The sequence below is a fragment of the Exiguobacterium sp. UBA3491 genome (assembly GCF_002377745.1).
Classification (GTDB): Bacteria; Bacillota; Bacilli; order Exiguobacteriales; family Exiguobacteriaceae; genus Exiguobacterium_A.
The window spans coordinates 33,837-50,920 of sequence record NZ_DFQK01000010.1 but is presented as its reverse complement, the minus strand read 5'-3'; the positions used below and the strand labels follow the sequence as shown (position 1 = coordinate 50,920).

The following is a 17,084-nucleotide window of genomic DNA, read 5'->3' as shown; positions in this document are numbered from 1 at the left end:
AACGTTTGCATAAAGGCACAACCATTTTCTCATGATAACAACCGAGCAATTGTAAGCGTTTTATGAAAACGTTTGCATCACCTTTACATTTTTATTATACAATCTAAAATCCTTTTGACAAGTCCTTTTATTCAATTATTTTCTTACATTTCAAAACTTTTTATTTTTGATTTCATTATTTGAATCAAATGCTGTAGAGAATAAGTACATAAAAAAGAAAACGTTTTCATTTTTATCTTTTGCACAACATGATGCAAACGATTGCATCATACTCTCGACTTTTATCAGGAATCCTTGATTTCACGGGATTGGAATTGACTTTAAGAAAGCGCTTTACTATTCTTAGGTCGAAGACATAATCAATATGATGCAAGCGATTGCGTTAAGGAGTGACTGCCATGTTCAAAGAAGCTGTGTTTCACCGCGCGATGTCTCCGTTCGTCTATAAATATGATGAGCGAACAATCCACATCCGTTTACAAACGAAAAAAAATGACGTTGATCACGTCGATTTGATTTGGGGCGATCCGTATGATTGGCATACCGAAAACCCAGATGCTGCCGATTGGAACTTCGATCCCTCAAAATCCAACTACTGGAATACATTTGAAACACCGATGAAGCGAAGTGGATCAGATGAACTATATGATTATTGGTTCATCGATGTCGTTCCACCCTTCCGTCGTCTACGATATGGTTTCCGTCTCCATGACAGTGCAACAAGCCAAGTCTTTACAGAGCGTGGATGGTTCGATGAAAAACCGCTCGATGATACAGGCTACTATTTCTGTGTTCCTTTCCTTAATGCAGTCGACGTATTCACTGCACCGGATTGGGTCCAGGATACAGTTTGGTATCAAATCTTCCCAGATCGCTTTGCAAATGGCGATGCGACGAATGATCCAGTTGGTACACTTCCATGGAATAGTACGGCACCGACAACGACGAATCTCTTCGGTGGAGATTTCCAAGGTGTCATCGATCATATTGACTACCTTGTTGAACTCGGCATCACTGGTATTTACTTCTGTCCGATCTTCTTAGCAAAATCGAACCATAAATACGATACGATCGATTACTTAGAAATTGATCCACAGTTTGGCACAAAAGAAAAGTTCAAGGAAATGGTTGATTTGTTACACGCACATGGCATTCGCATCATGCTCGATGCTGTTTTCAATCATGCCGGCTTCCACCATAAAGCTTTCGCTGATATTCGTGAACATGGTAGTCATTCGACATACAAGGAATGGTTCCACTTACGAGATTTCCCACTCATAACCGAGCCGCTACCGAACTATGATACATTTGCTTTTGTTCCCGAGATGCCAAAATTCAATACAGAAAACGATGAAGTCAAATCATACTTGCTTCATGTCGCTCGTTACTGGGTCGAGGAATTCGGTATCGATGGTTGGCGACTCGACGTCGCCAACGAGGTTGATCACGCATTCTGGCGTGATTTCCGTCAAGTCGTCAAATCGGTCAACCCTGACACGTATATCCTTGGTGAAATTTGGCATGATTCACAGGAATGGTTGCTCGGTGACCAGTTTGACGCTGTCATGAACTATCCATTTACGAATGCCGCTTTGAACTTCTTTGCCTTAGATAAAACTAAAGCAACTTCGTATGCGAACGATATGTCGCATGTATTGTTCTCAAACACGATGAATGTCAATGAAGTGACCTTTAATTTAATCGGTTCACACGATACACCACGTGCGTTGACGCGTGCTGGCAATAACAAACAGAAGCTTCGTCTTCTCTTGTTATCGATGTTGACGTTCTCGGGTAGTCCTGTCATCTATTATGGTGATGAAATCGGTCTCGATGGCGATCAAGATCCAGGCTGCCGAAAATGTATGCCATGGGATCCAGAGGAGCAGGATCGGAAGTTATTCGCCTATACGCGACACTTGTTACAGCTTCGAAAGCAGCATAAGACACTCGCGAACAAAGGACATATCTCTTTCGTTCATGCGAATGATGAGACGAATACGATCATCATGCGTCGCATGAGCCCGGAAGGATTGTATTATATCTACTTCAACAATTCAGATGTTCCTGTTTCATTGACCGCTCCACAAGCTGGTCGAGGGCTTGATTTATTGACGAACACGCACCAGCAGACACTTGATGTTTCTCTCCCCGCGTATTCTGGAACGATCGTTCAAGTCTTATAACCACCTAAAAGCCTGTATACTCACCTTCTAAAAAAGAAGTTTTGTGTACAGGCTTTTTCTGTATCCGTTCTCCAAGATAAAAACAAGTTAATGAATGCCATCGAATTAGGGTATAGGGTACAGAAAGGAGGACATCCTCGATGGAAATTTTCTTTTACGCTGGTCTCATCCTCATCGGCTTGTTTACGATCAGTTACTTGAGTGAACGATTCCACGTCCCGAGTATTCTGGCCTTCATCTTGATTGGAATCGTCCTTGGATTTTATTACGATCCTCCCGAAGAACTGAAACTCGGAGGAGAAGCGGGCATCATCGTCCTGTTCTTTTTACTCGGTCTAAAATTTTCAGTGGCGGACTTGCTGATTCAGCTCCGTTCCATTTGGAAAGCAGGAGTCATCGATATTCTACTTTCGTTTGGTGGAACAATCCTGTTGACTTTATCGTTCGGTTTTTCTATCGCCGAATCGTTTTTGATCGGCTGTGTCTTGTATGCGACGAGTTCTTCGATTTCAGCTCGACTGCTCGATCGGGAACCGGATAAACATCAGGATGTGAATCGCTTCGTGCTGTCCCTACTCGTCTTCGAAGATTTGATGGCACCGATCCTACTGACGACGGCACCGTTCGTTTTAGAGACTGAGACGTTCTCGGTAGCAAAAATTAGTATCATCTTTCTCGGATTTGGCTTCTTCTTCATTGCTTTAATCATCATGACGTTGTTCATCCGAAGACGGAAACGTCTCGTCGATTCACTCTACCGTCATCCTGATGCCGGCATCGGAATCATCGGGTTAATCTTGTTATTTTCCGGTATCGGTATTTTATTCGGCTTGTCAGAAGTACTTGGCGCCTTCATCATCGGTATTCTGTTAACCGAACTGGATGAGACGCGTTATCTTAAACGACTAGTCACGCCGTTTCAAGACTTATTATTACCATTGTTCTTTATCACGTTCGGAATGTCATTCGAGTTGACTGACGGATTACCGATTGATCTATTTTTCTTCGCTCTTGTCATTTGGGGAGTCGTCTCTAAATTCTTAGTCGGTTACCTCGGCGGAAGGTCCTTTGGTTTATCGAATTATCATGCGATCGAATCTGGCTTTTGTCTTGGTCCACGTGGTGAATTTTCGATACTTTTCATCACGCTCGCTAGTGGTGCATTCGTGACGTTGACCGGGATATACATTTTTGTTTCTGCTTTTCTTGGAATTTTACTATTCCGTATCTCTACAGGATTGACGAACCGTACACATGCGACCGCACGAAAAATCAAAAAGAAATTGAATTAAAAAGACGTCGGTGCCTCGTGCGTTTCCGACGTCTTTCTTCTATATATGTTCTTCGATTCATCGTCCGACAAAAACAGGGCGTTTTTTTTCGATGAAGGACTCAACCGCGTGACGGTGGTCTTCCGTTTTTCCAGCACGTGACTGATAGATGATTTCTTGAGCTAGCATTTCCTCCAAATTATTTTCATAACTCGCTGCTTGCAGCTGCTTAATGTACCCGATCACTTTCGTCGGACGATTCGCTAGCTGACGAGCAAAAGCTGTGACCTCTTCAGCAAATCGTTCCGCTTCAATGCTTCGCGTCGCAAGGTTGAGCGTAACGGCTTCTTCTGCTGAAATCGTATCACCGAGTAACGCAAGCTCCGTTGCTTTTGCCGCTCCGATCAGTCGAGGTAAGAAATACGGGGCACCCGCATCCGGAACAAGACCGATATTAATGAATCCGAGCGACAATTTCGCTTCAGAGTGGACGAGCCGGAAATCACAAGCAAGCGTCAATGATAAACCGGCACCTGCTGCAACACCATTGATGGCAGCAATCGTCGGTTTTTTCGTTTTAGCGAGTGCCCGAACGACAGGATGATAATACTGCTGTAGATATTCACCATGATCGAGCTCAGGCGAGACGGTTTTCAAATCTTGTCCTGCACAAAAACCGCGTCCTTCACCAGTCAAGACAATGACACGTACTTCCTCATCCTGATTCGCTTCTTCTAGAGCGTCTGCCAGCTCTTCTAATAAATTCGACGTTAATGCATTCAGTTGTTTGGGTCGAGCCAGCGTTAGCGTTGCGATTTGATCCTTGACGACATAATGCATTTCTCGTTTCATCAGATTCCCCTACCTTTTAAAAAATGAATGATTGTTCATTATGATGTATTCGTGATATTTTATGAAAATCCTTTTAAATCTCTTTTTTTTCGATGAAAGACAAAAAACCCTCTTTCATTATGAAAATCGAAGGCGTATAGTTTCAAAAAGATAAAGAAACACTATTCGTTTTATGAAACAAAGGGGATTTATTTATGAAAACAGTCAAGCAACCAAGCTTATTCCACATTACGTGGCCATTATTCATCGAGATTGCATTGCATATGAGCCTCGGGATCATTGCAACGTTGATTTTAAGTTATTACTCAGATAGCGCTGCTGCGGCAGTCGGTGTATCCAATCAAATTTTGAATATCTTCATTATTCTCTTTAACATCACCTCGGTCGGTGCAACGATCATCATTGGTCAGTACCTCGGTGCAAGAAAGACGCAAAACGCTCGTCAAACGGCTCGTTCTGCTTTTGCGATTAACTTGTATACCGGTCTAATCGTTTCTCTGACCGTCGTGTTGTTCGGAAGACAACTCCTTGGATTTTTCTCGTTAGAAGGAGAGACACTCGTCTATGGCGAAACGTTCATTAAGATCGTTGGTCTGTTCCTTTTCTTAGAAGCCATCTCATTGACACTGGGTGCGATTCTTCGGAGTCATGGATTCACTAAAAATGCTATGTACGTCACGCTACTGATGAATTTCGTTAGTGCTTTTGGTAACGTCATCGCTGTTCTTGGACTCTTCGGCATTCCCGTTCTCGGTGTTGCTGGTGTCGCTTGGTCGATCGTCATCGCCCGGACAATCGCTGTCCTGGTCTTGTTCTTTGTCGTTTACCGCAAACTTTCTTTACGTTTTACAGTAAAAGACTTGATTCATTTCAATCGTGAGGATGTGAAACGAATCATGAACATCGGAATCCCATCTGCTGGTGAAGGGATCTCGTATCAATTCTCACAACTCATCATCACAGGATTCATCGCAACAATTGGTGAAGCAGCGTTGTCTGCTCGTGTTTATGTATCGAATATCACAATGCTTTGTTTCTTATTCACACTTGCGATCGCGCAAGGAACGCAATTACTCGTCGCACGCCAAGTTGGTGCGCAACAATTCGAACAAGCATACGGACGGGCTGTGAAAACATTGAAGATCGCTGTTTTCGCAAGCTTCATCTCAGCTGTTGCACTTGCTTCATTCGGTTCATCGATTCTATCAGCGTTCACATCGAGTCCTGAAATCATTGCAATCGGTATCCCACTACTTTGGGCAAGTGTCATTCTTGAACCAGGTCGCGCAATGAACATCGTACTGATGGGAACTCTTAAATCGGCAGGAGATGTTCGTTTCCCTGTCGCCATCGGTATTCTATCGATGTGGGGAATCGCGGTCGTCCTCAGTTATACACTTGGTCTTGGTTTCGGTCTTGGTTTACTTGGAATCTGGATTGCCTTCTCTGCTGACGAATGGTTCCGTGGCATTTTCGCTATGAAACGTTGGCACGGACGGAAATGGGTCCAATACTCACTCGTCAAAGGAGAAACACATGAGCAAAACGAACGTCGAGAGGCTTCTGAAGCAGTCTAAGATTGACTTTGAATCCCTCACTTATCCTGTTGATCTTGATGATTTATCTGCTGAAGCCGTCGCTAGAAAGATTAATTACCCCCTTTCGACCATTTTTAAAACCCTTGTTTTGAAAATGGTCGAAAATAAATATGTCTTCGTCGTCATTTCGGGGGAAGAAGAACTCTCTCTAAAGGCAGCGGCTAAAGCATTGCATTCGAAAAAAGTCGCGCTTGTTCCGATGAAGGAGTTAGAATTCCTGACTGGCTATATTCGAGGTGGTGTCTCTGCTATCGGTGCTAAGAAGAATTTTCCCGTTCTTTTATCGGATCGTGCTATCCATGAACCATTCATCATCATATCCGCTGGAAAACGTGGACATCAAGTTCGATTGAATCCTCATGATTTTTTATCTTTCATTCAAGGGATTCTCTTTACAAACGGCTGAATTCCATCTCCTAACTATGATATGATGAGTAGTATCGATGAAGTGGCAGGAGGAATCATTTTGTGGAAAGATCGTGTTCGTAATTCAATACCCAACCTATTTACGTTCGGAAATCTGTATTGTGGTTTTTTAGCCATCGTCATGGCAGCAAAAGGTGATTTTCAAAATGCCACCTTACTAATCGTCATCGCGATGATGCTTGATAGTCTGGACGGACGTCTTGCTCGGATGCTTGGTGTAGCAGGCGACTTCGGAAAAGAACTGGACTCATTAGCAGATATCGTGACATTCGGTGTCGCACCTGCAATGATGGCCTACTATACGTATTTCTATGAATTCGGAGAAGTTGGTTTGCTAATCTCTGCTCTGTTCCCGTTGTTCGGCGCATTCCGTCTTGCCCGGTTTAATTTATCGGCAACGAATGTGGCATCTGCTTATTTTTCAGGTGTACCGATTACAGCGGCAGGTGGTATTTTGGCCGTCGTCACGTTGTTTAGCGGACGAATGAATGATTTGATGGTTCCACTCGTCTTCACAGGTCTTGCCTTCTTGATGGTCAGTCGTGTCAAGATTCCAAGTTTCAAAGACATTCCCGTCCCGCGCCATACATTTGTCATCACCTTTACATTGCTGTACGTGACGTATGTCATGATTGCTCGTAGTAATGAATGGTCGACTTTTTGGTTCGTCGCTGTTCCGTTATACATCGCGTTTCTCCTTTTCTCATTTATCAAAAAGAAGAAGCAAAAGCAACATTCAAATGGCTGATGACCTCAAGTGGTCTAGTTTCTCGTACGAGAAACTAGACCACTTTTTTTATTGGACCGCTTCTCCCTCGCTCGTTTTCAAGATATATGGGTATACTTATGACAGAAGCTATCACGGAAATGGAGGAATGTCACGCATGGAACAGTTCCATAAACGTCTTTGGATTTTCTTTTCGATTTGGTTTACCATCGGCTTGATCTTAGTCGGATTTTCTATACTACCCCCTTGGCTCGAATGGGCCAACGCCGTTTTTTTATTCGCTTCCGGCTTATACGCTGCCCTCTACTTTTGGCATGTCTTACCGAAGGGACGCCTTGTCATCCCCTTCATCTTCTTTGGTTCGATCATCATCGAGTCGATTGGCGTTCATACCGGTTGGCCGTTTGGAACATATCGTTATGAATCCGACTTTGGTGTGCAATTATTAGGTGTGCCGATTACGATCGGGGCTGCATGGTTGTCGGTCATGGGTGCGAGTCTCGCTTTCTCCCGTTTGTTCTCGTTTCGCTATAGTACACTGATTCTCGTTCCATTGTTTGCCGTTTGGCTCGATTTAGCGATCGATCCTGTTGCTGCTAATGTGAAGTCTTATTGGCTTTGGCAAGACGGTGGCTGGTATTACGATATTCCGACACAGAACTTCTTCGGGTGGTATGGAACGGCGCTCGTCTTTTCCTTTTTTATCAGTCGCTATCAAGTTAAGGCGACGGATGCCTCACTCGAGCAAAACAACCAATATCTCTTTTTAATGTTGCACACCTTATTCGGCGTAACGGCAGGAGTTTCTAGTCTCTATGGCGTCACTTTGATCAGCTTAAGTGCATTCATCATCTACTTCATTGTGAAACGAGGGGTTATCGTTGAAAGAAGCAAACAAAAGCAAATTAGCTGAGACCGTATTTCATACGTATGTCGATCATGCTTTGATTCAGCGTCATTTTCATCGTGTTTTATACCGCGCAGACGATCTACCCGTCCCAGGGCTCATGCTTGCTACGCATAGTTCTTGGTGGGATGGCATGATTCTCTTTCATTTAGATCAAACCTGTTTCCGTCATGATCCGTATGTCATGATTGACCAGGCAGGACTCGCCCGTTTTCCATTCTTCTCCCGTCTCGGAGCTTTCTCTGTCGACCGGACATCGTTCTCTGATATCAAGACAAGCCTTCAATATGCAAAAGCACAACTCCAAAACGGAAGCAGCGTCTGGATGTTTCCTCAAGGTGAGGAACGGCATCAAGAAGAACGACCGATGCATTTAGCAAGTGGAGCAACGCAATTAATGCGTCATGCGGATACCGTGTCTCTCGTCGCCTTCTACTATTCGTACGGACATGAACAGCAACCGGATGTCTATGTAAGGACGCGTCGCTTTTATCCATTGTCTGACGAACGATCCAGTGTCCAAGTAAAACGTCTGACAGTAGAGCTAACAGCACTATATGACGACATACGAGCAGATGCGATGGCAGAGCGTGTTGATTTGTATCGCTGTATCTCAAAACGAAGGGAACCACTCCCTGCGCGAACGGAACGCTGGTTACGGGCACTTCGGTCATGAGTTGGTTCTTTTTTTTCTTCGCTCTAGCTGTCTGTCTCTACACATGGGTCAATTTAGCTTTTTTACCTCGATTAACGGATGCCGTTCAACCAGATAGTCTAGCAATCTGCATCCCGTTACGTAACGAGGAGCGCAATGTACGAAAATTATTAGACGCACTGGAACCAGCTTTGACATCAGGGATGCACGTCTACTTATATGAAGATCGTTCGACCGATCGGACGCGTGAGTTATTGCTCGATCGGATTGGTCAAGACAATCGTTTTACGGTGATTGATGGTCTTCCCTTACCAGTAGGCTGGGCAGGAAAGGTCCATGCGTGTCATCAACTCGCGAGACGAACGACAGAGGACTATCTATTATTTCTCGATGCTGATGTGACACTGACACCTGATGCAATCTGTCGCTTATACGGAACGTTACGAACAGAACGAGCCGTGTTTCTTTCCGGTTTTCCGTCATTTCCTGTACCGACGTTTCTCGGGAAGTGTTTGATTCCGATACAACATGTTCTTATCGCACAGCATCTTCCGATTCCGTTTCGCAAGGTGAAACATCCGGCTTTTGCCGCTGCGAACGGTATGGTCGTCCTCGTCGAACGACAGGCTTACGAACAAGTCGGTGGACATGACAGTATTCGAACGGCTCTTGTGGACGACCTAGAGCTTTGTCGTACATTTAAACGACATGGATGGACAACGACACTTGTCGAAGTCGCCCCAGTTGTTTCTTGCGACATGTACGCCACGAATGAAGAGGTCTGGCAAGGTTTTCTAAAGAATGTCTTTCGTGGGATGAACGATTCCTACACCGTCGGATCATACTTTCTACTCTTTTACTTGATTCAAGCAAGCATCCTTCCTTATCTCATCATCCATCCTTCTTGGCAGATGGGTGCCGCGTTATTCCTTCTCTATATGGCGCGGTTACGGATCGATGGTGCAGCGCGGATTCGACATGTTTGGTGGCTTCATCCACTGGCGGTACTCCTTTATGTCATCTTGCTAGCCAGTGCGATGATTCGAAGCTTTAGGAAACGGGAAATCACATGGAAGGGTCGAACCTATTCATAAGGAGGAATCAATAGTATGAAACATATAGCTGTCATCGGAGCCGGTCTTGGTGGACTCAGCGCCGCCATTTCATTAGCTGCAAAAGGGTTTCGTGTCACTGTCGTCGAGCGTAATGCACATATTGGCGGCAAGATGATGCCGATCGTCACAGAAGGACATCGCTTCGACTTCGGACCGAATACGATTACAATGCCGGAAGTCTTTCAGTCTGTCATTCTCGAATCCGGTGCGGATCCTGATGAATACTTTACATTTACGAAACTCGAGCGCCATACGATCAATCACTTTTCAGACGGACGCACGTTAACCTTTTCGTCTGGGCGCGAAGCGATGCGAACAGAAGTAGATCGTTTCACGAACGGTCAGTTGGCGAAGAACGATATTACCGGTTACCAAGAGGAAGTCGCGAAGTTGCATACGATCGCCAAACGACAATTTTTCACAAATATCGATTCATATGTCCGCCCTTCCCTTTGGCGTGACATGCTAAAAGTGCATCCCTTTCAAAGTCTCCATGGACTGCATAAACACTACTTTAAGGATAAAGAGTTAATTCAGGCACTTGATCGTTATGCGACATATATCGGGAGCAGTCCGTATCAAACACCTGCTACCTTCAGTTTAATCGCTCATTTAGAATTGAATGACGGCGTCTACTTCACGAATGGCGGCAATACAGCAATCGCAGAAGGATTCGCTCGACGTGCAAAAGAACTCGGTGTCGTCTTCCGGCTTGGAGATGAGGTGACCCAGATCGAAGTCGTCGATGGACAAGCAACGGAAATTGAATTGAATCACTTGGAATATCTCCCGGTTGACTTCGTCGTCATGAACGGTGATTTGTTGACACAATATCCACGCCTGATCTCAGAAACCGCACGACCTGATTTTAAAAATCCGACGCCTGCTCAAGTCGAACCGTCCATTTCGGCCTACGTCCGATGCATCGGTCTCTCACGTCGAATCGAAGGGCTGGCTCATCATAACGTCTTCTTCTCTTCGGATTACGAAGCTGAGTTCAAGGCACTCTTTGATGAAAAACGGTACGCTGAGGAACCGACGATTTATATCTCCAATTCTTCCGTCACAGCACCAGAAATGGGACAAGCGGGTGACAACTTATTCGTGCTCGTCAATGCACCTGCAACGGATACTGGACATGCGATTGATTTTGATACGTATGATCAACTGATCAATCAACGGTTGCAGTCGTTTGGAATTGATATTTCATCAGATGTCGTCTACGAACAACGGGTCACACCACAGGATATCGAACAAACCTTCTTTGCTTATCACGGCTCGTTGTATGGCTTGTCATCCAATGGCATCCGTTCGTCTTTCCTCCGTCCGAGTAACCGTTCAAAGAATGTTCACAATTTATTTTTTGCTGGCGGATCAACGCATCCCGGTGGTGGTAGTCCAATGGTGACGCTTTCAGGAAAATTAGCAAGTGAACGAATCGTCTCCGCTGTCGCCGCTACCCTGTGAACGTTATGTGAATTGCATATCAATCACTTGTACGGACAACTAAGATTTGATACGATTACTTCGAGTTCAAGAGGTAGTGATTGACCCCACATCCTCAATCAAGCGCAAGGTGACTTCCCCGAGTCAAGAGCGTTGAAGAACTTACTTTTTCTAACCAGCGAAATCAAATGGGACCCACCCATTTCATCACGCGACTCATCGTGTGTCCATTCGCATGACTTACGACGTTCCCCCTTAGATCGTCTCATCCGAATGGTCCACAGATAGCTCGATAAAGAAAAGACCATCCCCGTGGTCAAAATAGACCTATCTCGTAGTCCAGATGTTCGCTCTGGTGTAGAAGTAATCTGAGACTCCCCGGTCTCAGACCATAGAAAAAAGACCTTGGTCCCCGCCAAGGTCTTTTTTCTATAGTCTTGTATTAAATCGTTGCGAGCAACTTCATCTTTTGCCAACGGCTGACGTACGCACGCTTCGTAAAAACGTCGTAATGATTATCCCTTGCCGCATCGAGGATACCACGGTATAAGAAGGCAGCTGCCTTTAAAGCGCGTCTGCTCTCCCGCGGATACCGATCAAACGATGGAATCGCCGCATCATACAGATGCTCTGCTCGAAGTGCAACCTCTTCCCAGAGACCAATGAAGTCTCCTGAAGGGCAACCAGCGAGTAACGATTCCGCTGTGACACCGTATGTCTCCATCCATGAATGGGGCAAGTAGATGCGGCCGCGTTTTGCATCTTCTCCGACGTCTCGCAATATATTCGTTAGTTGCATCGCGATTCCAAGATCAATAGCAGATTTACGGAGATCAGGCTGTTGCGGTGCAAGGATTGGCAATAACATTAAACCGACAGTACTCGCTACGTAATAACTGTATTGCTCTGTCTCCTCAAGCGTCTGATAACGATTTTTCTCGATATCCCAACGCATTCCTTCCGCGAGCTCAAGAAATGGTGTCTCATCCATTTCGTAACGTTCAAATACGTCTGCTAACGCGATCCATAGCGGTTTATCCAGTACTTCGCCATCACGGAATCGTTTGAATTCATTCAAAAAAGCCATTAAACTTTCTTTTGGTGTATCTGATTCGTCGACGGTATCGTCAAGGAACCGGCAAAATGTATAAATCGCATAAACAGCTTGTCGATCTGCTTTTGGTAAGAGTGAAAAGGCTTTATAGAACGTCTTAGATCCGGACTGAATGACTTCCTCACATTTGATATACGCGTTTTGGATCGCCACTGAATTCATGTTTCCACCCCATCTCTTGTTCCATTCGGTTTACGAGTATCGTTGCGCCCATCATGACGACTGGTACTCCTCCACACGGATGCACCGATGCACCGACGGCATATAGTCGATCGATATCCGAATATGGTTTTGCCTGTGTCTTTAAGGCAGCTGATTGACGAATCGTCGGAGCAATTCCAAAACTGCCACCTTCGTATAGTCCAAATGCCTGTGCATCATTCGGTGTACGAATCTTCATTTCTTGTATCTTTTCCCGAAATCCCGGATGATGATGCTCGATTTTTTCGAGCACGGTCTCGACGAAGTCTACTTTTTCATAATCTTTCACACCATAGCCACGGGGAGAAGGAATTAATGAATAGACGACGCTATCGTCCGTTCCTGTTAAACTACGATCAATCTGACTCGGATGGAATAGATAGACTGCCGGATGTTCAGGTAATCGTCCTTTTTTAAAGATGTTCGTCATGAGTGGTTCCAAATCATTCGGCATCAAAAATCGATGCACTGGTAAGTCAACTTTCCCTTTCATCTTGAAATACAGCAATAGCGTCCCGCCTGAAGGAGTATATGCTTTAGGTTGTTTACCTTCCACAAGACGTTCCATTAATGGAAACTCTCCATTTAGTACGATTTGATCGAATGCTTCATGTGTTCCACCTTGTAAGACGATTTCCTTCGCCTGTCCTTGGTCAACGACGACTCGTTCAACGGGTGCCTTAAAGACGAATCGGACACCTCGTTCGACTAATGTGTCATACATGCGTTCAGCAAGTGAGAAATAACCGCCTTTTACATACCAGACACCTTCTGCTTGTTCCCGGTATGGAATCAAACCATAGATGGATGGTGTCGTATACGGATTTCCTCCGATATAAAATGTTGGGAAACTGTATGCCATGCGCAAATATTTACTCTTGAAGTATCGCTTCAAATGATCATGCGCTGTCTCTAAAGCGTGCATCTGTAATAATGGACGCATCATTTCTGGATGCAACAGCTCCGTTTTCCGACGATAACCACGTTCTAAAAATTTCGATACACTCGTCTTATAATCCTTTTCTTTTTGATGCATGAATTCATAAAATCCACGACCTTCGCCGAATTGGCGTTCGATCGCAATGGCTTGGTCCACGACATCAGATACTTTCGTAACGACGGTCCCGTCGTCGAAGTGAAGGTCATACAATGGATCCACCCGTTCGAGTTTTACTCCCGTCACGCCTGCTTCTGCCAACTGCTCTTTCAACTTACCTGGCATCAGGACGATTGTCGGACCTTCATCGATGCGTCCACCGGATTCAAAATCGACGGATCGTAATCGACCACCGACATGCGCTTCTTTTTCAAAAATCGTAATCTCGACTCCCGGATGTCTTGCTGTCAGCAAAAGTGCTGCATGCAGTGTTCCGACGCCTGCTCCTACGAATCCTATTTTCATATCCGCACCCCTTCTTTTTTGAGCACGAGTTCTGCCGTAATACGCGCGGATTCGAAGATTGTTGGTAAGCCGCTCCCTGGGTGTGTGCCTCCCCCTACAAGATACAAGTGATCCAGCTCTTCAAACTGGTTATGCGGTCGGAAATACATCATCTGTGTCAACTGATGCCCAAGGTTAAACGTCGCTCCTTGATGGATCCCCATCGCTTCCCAATCGTCCGGCGTGAACATCTCTTCGACTTCAATTGCCGCTTCAATCCCTTGATACGGTGAACGCGTTTCAAGCGTATCCAGAACACGTCGACGTAATTTTGGTCCTTCGATCGACCAATCGAGTTCCGAGTAATTGTTCGGAACCGGAACTAGCACATACATGGCGGACTTTCCTTCAGGTGCTAGTGTCGGATCAAGAACGGATGGATTTTGAACATAAAATGAAAAATCATCGGATAATTCTAAAGTCTGCGTCATCTCGCGAACGTTTTTCTCGTAGTCTTCCGCAAAATAAATCGTGTGATGTGGCGCATCGAATGTCCGATTGACGCCAAGATACAACATAAACGTCGAACACGAGAATTTTTTGCGATCAATTTTTGGTCGGGACCATTTTTTCAGTACTCCTTCCGGTACAAGGTGATTCATCGCATGTGCGAAATCAGCACCGACGATGACTTCATCAAATAACTCATGCTGACCTGACTCAAGGATGACCCCTTCGACGACTTTGCCGTTTAAGATCAATTGCTTGATGCCTGTACCTAACTGAACCGTTCCACCGAGTTCTTCGAGGGCACGTTGCATCGCAAGTGGCACCTGATGCATCCCACCAATCGGATGATGGACACCGTATGCATGTTCCATGTAAGACAAGATGGAGAAACCTCCTGGGCATTCCCAAGCCGACATCCCTAAGTACTTCGCTTGGAACGTAAAGGCATACTTCAGTTCTTCGCTCGTGAAATAGTCGGACAAGACATCATAAAGTGATCGCCCGAGTGAGAGACGCGGAAGTGCTGTTAAGACACGCGGTGACAAGTAGTCCGTTAATCGGTCATGACGTGTCTGTAGAATCGGCATCAACTTACCGAGCTTTAACGCTTGCTCTGCCATGAATCGATCGTACCCTTCCCCATTTCCCGGAAAGTGACGCTCGATCGTCTCTTTCATCCGGTCCCGATCCGTCGTCATCGTAAACTGTTCTGTTCCACCTTTGAAATAGAGTGTATACATCGGATCAAGTGCCTTTAGATCTAAATAATCTTCTAACCGTAGACCAGCTTCGTGAAAGACGTTTTCTAAAATATGCGGCATATTAAGAAAAGTCGGTCCTCGATCAAATGTGTATTCACCTAGCTTGACGGCAGAAGTTCGTCCACCGACTTGCGTCTGTTTTTCATAAACGGTGACGTCTACTCCTTTTCCTGCTAATAACAAGGCACATGCAAGTCCCCCTGGTCCGGCTCCTATCACTGCTACGCGTCGCTTCACCCAAATCTCTCCTTTTTATCTCTCATCGTTTCAACTATTATACTAAGCACATAGTAAGAGCGACAAATTTGAACTGTCTTCCAACTGTAAAAACGCCAGACTTCGCTTAGGAAGTGGCGTTTGCAGTCACGATATACCAAGCACCTTCTTTTAAGAATGGTGTGATCGAAATATTTCCAAACCCAGCTTTCGATAAATCTTCTTTCAATTCTTCCTGACTTGGTAATGGATACAAATTCTCATGCAACGTCATAAAGGCATTGAATGCTGCTGAGAACGGTGCACCATGTGAACTGTCACGAAGTGGAGTGACGAGAATGACTGTTCCATCATCTTTGACGAAACGGCGTACCCCTTTTAGTAAAGCAAGACGTTCCGGTTGTGGGAAGTAATACAAAATATTATTCATCATGACACCATCATACGTTTCTTTTACGTCAAACGTTTTGATGTCTCCGACGACGAAGTCAATCTCTCCACTCGTATCTCGTCGTCTCGCTTCGGCGATGACCGACTCTTCGATATCGATTCCAGCGAGCCGCAATTCAGGTAACGCTTCATGAATTTTGCGAAGATAACCGCCATAGGCACAGCCGATATCAAGCAGTGATGTCAGATTGCGACTCCGAATGATATGACGTACAGCTGAGAAAGCAACGGTCTCGACAAGTGCCGACGTTTCGGCAACGATGTCGCCATGTTCTTCTCCATTAAAGACTTTCTGTTGCCCCTCTTCTAGGAATTGTGGATAAGAGAACAAGGCGGGTAAATGTAGCTCCATCATCTCAGATAACATAAAACCGATACTACGATCGTCTGATTGAGAAAGTTCTGGCAATACATGACGCGTCGCCGTGTAACGTAAATCTTTTTTCTTTAAATGACCGACAGCTACGCCAACCTCAAACCAGCGGGATAACGCTTCCTGTGTCAGCGGACGTCGCATCCGTAGTTGCGCTTCCGCCTGCGTCGCTCCCGATTGAAGAGCATCGAATAATCCATATTTATAACCGATGTATCCATGCCAGAGTGGTAACACCGGTTCTGCGCGTTTCATCCATTTCCGTGCCCGGAAGACCTTCGTCCATTCCTTCAACTGTGCCACAAGCGTTCCCCTCTCTACTGTGTAATACATCCCTTTTCCCAAATAACAACCACTTGTAAACAAAAATTACTAGCAGACACGACAAAAAGAGTCCTTTCAACCCAAAAGGTCGAAAAGGACTCTTTGATTTCGCATGAAATTAGAAAAACTTCATACCGTATGGAAGAGAATAACCAAGGAATATTGTCACAAGGACAAGCACGATGAATCCGATGACGAAACCGGAATAGGCTTTTCCTTTTTTGACACGAACGAGTGTCAATTCTCCGAAGATGAGCGTCAAAAGACCTGCTGTGATCTTCGCATGGTAGAGAGGATCTGGATTTTCAGACACCCCCATGATTTTAATGTACAGGTAAAGACCTGTCGCGAACGTCAATAAAAGCAGAAGACGGAACGCCATATGAATGCCTTTTGCGGCTTTCTTATTGTTCTTGTACATCGAAAACGCGACGAAGAACGTAACCAATAAAAGTACCCAAAGTAAGACGTGTGTGTGAACGAATGCTGTGATTGGCATTTCATTTCCTCCTTTCTTTTCCTATTTCATCGTATCTGATTTCCGTACGAACACCTAGTGTTATTTTGTTGC

At 45.0% G+C, this 17,084-nt stretch carries 15 protein-coding genes; 9 read left to right on the top strand and 6 right to left on the bottom strand.

The window, feature by feature from the left end:
* The first annotated feature begins 398 nt into the window (after positions 1-398).
* Positions 399-2,186 carry a glycoside hydrolase family 13 protein gene (locus B4F99_RS02485; protein ID WP_290755097.1) on the top strand — a complete coding sequence of 596 codons (1,788 nt, stop codon included), beginning with the start codon at positions 399-401 and terminating at the stop codon, positions 2,184-2,186.
* A 140-nt stretch (positions 2,187-2,326) separates the two neighbouring features.
* The gene (locus tag B4F99_RS02480; protein WP_214856715.1) at positions 2,327-3,478 is read left to right on the top strand and encodes a cation:proton antiporter; all 1,152 of its coding nucleotides are present in this window, start codon (positions 2,327-2,329) and stop codon (positions 3,476-3,478) included.
* Between the two features lie 57 nt (positions 3,479-3,535).
* Here B4F99_RS02480 and B4F99_RS02475 read toward each other — a convergent pair whose 3' ends face one another.
* Entirely contained in the window at positions 3,536-4,309 is a 774-nt protein-coding gene (locus tag B4F99_RS02475) for an enoyl-CoA hydratase/isomerase family protein (RefSeq protein ID WP_290755096.1), read from the bottom strand.
* Between the two features lie 194 nt (positions 4,310-4,503).
* Between B4F99_RS02475 and B4F99_RS02470 the strand changes: the two genes are divergently transcribed.
* The 7 genes from B4F99_RS02470 (at position 4,504) to B4F99_RS02440 (ending at position 11,204) form a co-directional block, all read left to right on the top strand.
* Positions 4,504-5,886, top strand: coding sequence for an MATE family efflux transporter (locus tag B4F99_RS02470; protein ID WP_035398439.1), 1,383 nt, complete (start codon positions 4,504-4,506; stop codon positions 5,884-5,886).
* Positions 5,846-6,313 carry an aminoacyl-tRNA deacylase gene (locus B4F99_RS02465; RefSeq protein ID WP_290755094.1) on the top strand — a complete coding sequence of 156 codons (468 nt, stop codon included), beginning with the start codon at positions 5,846-5,848 and terminating at the stop codon, positions 6,311-6,313. The genes B4F99_RS02470 and B4F99_RS02465 overlap by 41 nt, the downstream gene beginning before the upstream one ends.
* 21 nt (positions 6,314-6,334) lie before the next feature.
* Positions 6,335-7,081, top strand: a complete 747-nt coding sequence (gene pssA / locus B4F99_RS02460) for a CDP-diacylglycerol--serine O-phosphatidyltransferase (RefSeq protein ID WP_174316042.1) — start codon at positions 6,335-6,337, stop codon at positions 7,079-7,081.
* Positions 7,082-7,217: 136 nt separating this feature from the next.
* Positions 7,218-7,973, top strand: coding sequence for a carotenoid biosynthesis protein (locus B4F99_RS02455; RefSeq protein ID WP_290755092.1), 756 nt, complete (start codon positions 7,218-7,220; stop codon positions 7,971-7,973).
* Positions 7,942-8,643, top strand: a complete 702-nt coding sequence (locus B4F99_RS02450; protein WP_251138018.1) for a lysophospholipid acyltransferase family protein — start codon at positions 7,942-7,944, stop codon at positions 8,641-8,643. The genes B4F99_RS02455 and B4F99_RS02450 overlap by 32 nt, the downstream gene beginning before the upstream one ends.
* A complete protein-coding gene (locus tag B4F99_RS02445; protein ID WP_214856718.1) occupies positions 8,640-9,716 on the top strand; it encodes a glycosyltransferase in 1,077 nt (358 codons plus the stop codon). The genes B4F99_RS02450 and B4F99_RS02445 overlap by 4 nt, the downstream gene beginning before the upstream one ends.
* 15 nt (positions 9,717-9,731) lie before the next feature.
* Positions 9,732-11,204, top strand: a complete 1,473-nt coding sequence (locus B4F99_RS02440; RefSeq protein ID WP_035409346.1) for a phytoene desaturase family protein — start codon at positions 9,732-9,734, stop codon at positions 11,202-11,204.
* Positions 11,205-11,625: 421 nt separating this feature from the next.
* Here the strand turns inward: B4F99_RS02440 and B4F99_RS02435 are convergent, their stop codons facing one another.
* From B4F99_RS02435 to B4F99_RS02415, 5 genes are all read right to left on the bottom strand, one after another.
* Positions 11,626-12,459: a phytoene/squalene synthase family protein gene (locus B4F99_RS02435; RefSeq protein WP_214856719.1), complete on the bottom strand. Its 834-nt coding sequence runs from the start codon at positions 12,457-12,459 to the stop codon at positions 11,626-11,628.
* Positions 12,419-13,900: a phytoene desaturase family protein gene (locus B4F99_RS02430; RefSeq protein ID WP_214856720.1), complete on the bottom strand. Its 1,482-nt coding sequence runs from the start codon at positions 13,898-13,900 to the stop codon at positions 12,419-12,421. Before B4F99_RS02430 ends, B4F99_RS02435 begins: the two co-directional genes overlap by 41 nt.
* On the bottom strand, positions 13,897-15,387 hold the full coding sequence (locus B4F99_RS02425; RefSeq protein ID WP_214856722.1) for a phytoene desaturase family protein: 1,491 nt from the start codon (positions 15,385-15,387) through the stop codon (positions 13,897-13,899). The genes B4F99_RS02430 and B4F99_RS02425 overlap by 4 nt, the downstream gene beginning before the upstream one ends.
* A gap of 106 nt (positions 15,388-15,493) precedes the next feature.
* Complete coding sequence (locus B4F99_RS02420) at positions 15,494-16,492, bottom strand: class I SAM-dependent methyltransferase (RefSeq protein ID WP_214856723.1); 999 nt, start codon at positions 16,490-16,492, stop codon at positions 15,494-15,496.
* Between the two features lie 139 nt (positions 16,493-16,631).
* Positions 16,632-17,012 carry a DUF1516 family protein gene (locus B4F99_RS02415; protein ID WP_214856724.1) on the bottom strand — a complete coding sequence of 127 codons (381 nt, stop codon included), beginning with the start codon at positions 17,010-17,012 and terminating at the stop codon, positions 16,632-16,634.
* Between the last annotated feature and the right edge of the window lie 72 nt (positions 17,013-17,084).

Coding starts and splice junctions, on each gene's coding strand:
- B4F99_RS02440 (WP_035409346.1), top strand. CDS start 9,732: ATGAAACATATAGCTGTCATCGGAGCCGGTCTTGGTGGACTCAGCGCC.
- B4F99_RS02445 (WP_214856718.1), top strand. CDS start 8,640: ATGAGTTGGTTCTTTTTTTTCTTCGCTCTAGCTGTCTGTCTCTACACA.
- pssA (WP_174316042.1), top strand. CDS start 6,335: ATGATGAGTAGTATCGATGAAGTGGCAGGAGGAATCATTTTGTGGAAA.
- B4F99_RS02480 (WP_214856715.1), top strand. CDS start 2,327: ATGGAAATTTTCTTTTACGCTGGTCTCATCCTCATCGGCTTGTTTACG.
- B4F99_RS02435 (WP_214856719.1), bottom strand. CDS start 12,459: ATGAATTCAGTGGCGATCCAAAACGCGTATATCAAATGTGAGGAAGTC.
- B4F99_RS02475 (WP_290755096.1), bottom strand. CDS start 4,309: ATGAAACGAGAAATGCATTATGTCGTCAAGGATCAAATCGCAACGCTA.
- B4F99_RS02430 (WP_214856720.1), bottom strand. CDS start 13,900: ATGAAAATAGGATTCGTAGGAGCAGGCGTCGGAACACTGCATGCAGCA.
- B4F99_RS02465 (WP_290755094.1), top strand. CDS start 5,846: ATGAGCAAAACGAACGTCGAGAGGCTTCTGAAGCAGTCTAAGATTGAC.
- B4F99_RS02485 (WP_290755097.1), top strand. CDS start 399: ATGTTCAAAGAAGCTGTGTTTCACCGCGCGATGTCTCCGTTCGTCTAT.
- B4F99_RS02470 (WP_035398439.1), top strand. CDS start 4,504: ATGAAAACAGTCAAGCAACCAAGCTTATTCCACATTACGTGGCCATTA.
- B4F99_RS02415 (WP_214856724.1), bottom strand. CDS start 17,012: ATGCCAATCACAGCATTCGTTCACACACACGTCTTACTTTGGGTACTT.
- B4F99_RS02455 (WP_290755092.1), top strand. CDS start 7,218: ATGGAACAGTTCCATAAACGTCTTTGGATTTTCTTTTCGATTTGGTTT.